The following is a 1,885-nucleotide window of genomic DNA, read 5'->3' as shown; positions in this document are numbered from 1 at the left end:
AAACCGAAATTTAGGGATTTTATGGAACAAAATTTAACGAAATTCGATGACTTTTTACGCTCACTTAGAAAAACAAATGCAAGCCTTGACTACTTTACCGACTTTGAAAAATGCGGCAAAAATCTAAAAGCCGTTTCTATCAAGCTCCACACGCTTGATTTTTTACTCGGTTCAAAGGATTTGAAAACCGATATTTTCACTCTTTTTAAGCAAAATAAAGAGTGCTTTGATACGCTAAATTTGCTCATTGCCGTTCGCGATAAAAATACGGACGTAGTCACGGCAAGCAGCGAAATAACGAAGCTTGAAACATATTTTGAAAGTCCCGAAAAAATTTACGAGTTTTGCAAAGAAACGGGACTAGATAAAATTTTTATGGACGCAAAGATAAAGAATTTGCACGATTACGTGTTTGGCGTGGAAGTCGGACTCGATACGAACGCGCGGAAAAATCGCGGGGGCGTAAATTTCTCTCGAACTATTTCAGAGTATTTTAAGAGTGAAAATATCGGCTTTCAAACCGAAGTTAGTAGCAAAAAATTCGCTCTAAATTTAGGAAGCGATCAAAAGATTTTTGATTTCGTTATAGCCGCGGGCGGCGTAACGTATCTGATAGAAGCTAATTTTTACAGCACGGGCGGCTCGAAGCTAAATGAAGTCGCAAGGTCTTATATCGAAATAGCACAAAAGATTGCGCTTTGTGGCGGATTTAAATTTATCTGGATAACCGACGGACAGGGGTGGCTGGCGGCTAAAAACAAACTGGAAGAAGCCTACAAAAGCGTTAAAATTTATAATCTCGCCACGCTTTATCACTTTATAAAAGAGCTTAAAAATGTTTAAGTTAGCCGATGATTTTAAGCTTTTTAAAGGCGATTGCTTCAATATTTTGCCTAAATTTAAAGGCGAGTTTGACCTCATTTTTGCCGATCCGCCCTACTTTCTCTCAAATGACGGACTTAGTATTCAAAACGGGCAAATCGTAAGCGTAAACAAGGGCGAGTGGGACAAAAGCTACGGCATCGATGAGATAGATAAATTTAATCTCGAATGGCTTGCGCTCGCCAAAGATGCACTCACGAATAACGGCAGCGTAATGATAAGCGGGACGTATCATAATATATTTTCAATCGGTCGGGCGCTGCAAAAGCTGGACTATAAAATCCTAAACGTCATCACGTGGGCGAAGACCAATCCGCCGCCGAATTTCAGCTGCCGCTATCTCACGCATGGCTCGGAGCAGATCATCTGGGCAAGAAAAAGCGAGAAATTTAAGCATATTTTCAACTACGAGTTAATGAAAAGGCTAAACGGCGACAAGCAGATGCGCGACGTGTGGAGCTTGCCCGCGATCGCGCCATGGGAGAAGGCGTGCGGCAAGCATCCGACGCAAAAACCACTGCCGCTTTTGGTGCGGTTAATCTTAATGGCGAGCACTCAAAATAGCGTCGTTTGTGATCCTTTTGCAGGCTCTGCGACGACTGGCGTAGCTGCGAATTTGATAGGACGAAAATTTGTAGGTATCGAAAAAGAGGACGAGTTTATAGATATTGCCATAAAACGCAAACGGGAGCTGGACGCGAATTTTGCCAAATTTAGGCGAAAGATTTCGGATTTGCAACTATTAGAACAAGAGAGTTTGAAATTTTAAAATTTAAGCGTTTGAATTTTAGTGCGCTTTTTGCTTCGCAAATTTGCAACCGCAAAAGAAATATACGTTGCTGTTTTAAAATTTTGAGATTCACAGGCTATTTTTTGTTCTCTGCGTTTGTTGCCATCTTTTTCACCCCGCTAAAGCAGTTTACAAGCAAGAGGAAACACCAAGCTACATTCGAACTAATTCTTAAAAAGCTGCGAATGCAAGGCTGAAGTAAGAACGGGGGGG

The 1,885-nt window shown here is 41.4% G+C and carries 2 protein-coding genes; both read left to right on the top strand.

Annotation, left to right across the window (positions count from 1 at the left end):
* Positions 1 to 21 precede the first annotated feature (21 nt).
* Positions 22 to 843 carry a type II restriction endonuclease gene (locus tag Q0140_RS09155; RefSeq protein ID WP_297963942.1) on the top strand — a complete coding sequence of 274 codons (822 nt, stop codon included), beginning with the start codon at positions 22 to 24 and terminating at the stop codon, positions 841 to 843.
* A complete protein-coding gene (locus tag Q0140_RS09150) occupies positions 836 to 1,651 on the top strand; it encodes a DNA methyltransferase (protein ID WP_297963940.1) in 816 nt (271 codons plus the stop codon). The genes Q0140_RS09155 and Q0140_RS09150 overlap by 8 nt, the downstream gene beginning before the upstream one ends.
* Positions 1,652 to 1,885 lie beyond the last annotated feature (234 nt).

Source organism: uncultured Campylobacter sp., assembly GCF_938045405.1.
GTDB lineage: Bacteria > Campylobacterota > Campylobacteria > Campylobacterales > Campylobacteraceae > Campylobacter_B.
Note: the sequence above shows the minus strand (reverse complement) of the source record. Positions and strands in the feature narration are given on the sequence as shown.

Coding starts and splice junctions, on each gene's coding strand:
- Q0140_RS09150 (WP_297963940.1), top strand. CDS start 836: ATGTTTAAGTTAGCCGATGATTTTAAGCTTTTTAAAGGCGATTGCTTC.
- Q0140_RS09155 (WP_297963942.1), top strand. CDS start 22: ATGGAACAAAATTTAACGAAATTCGATGACTTTTTACGCTCACTTAGA.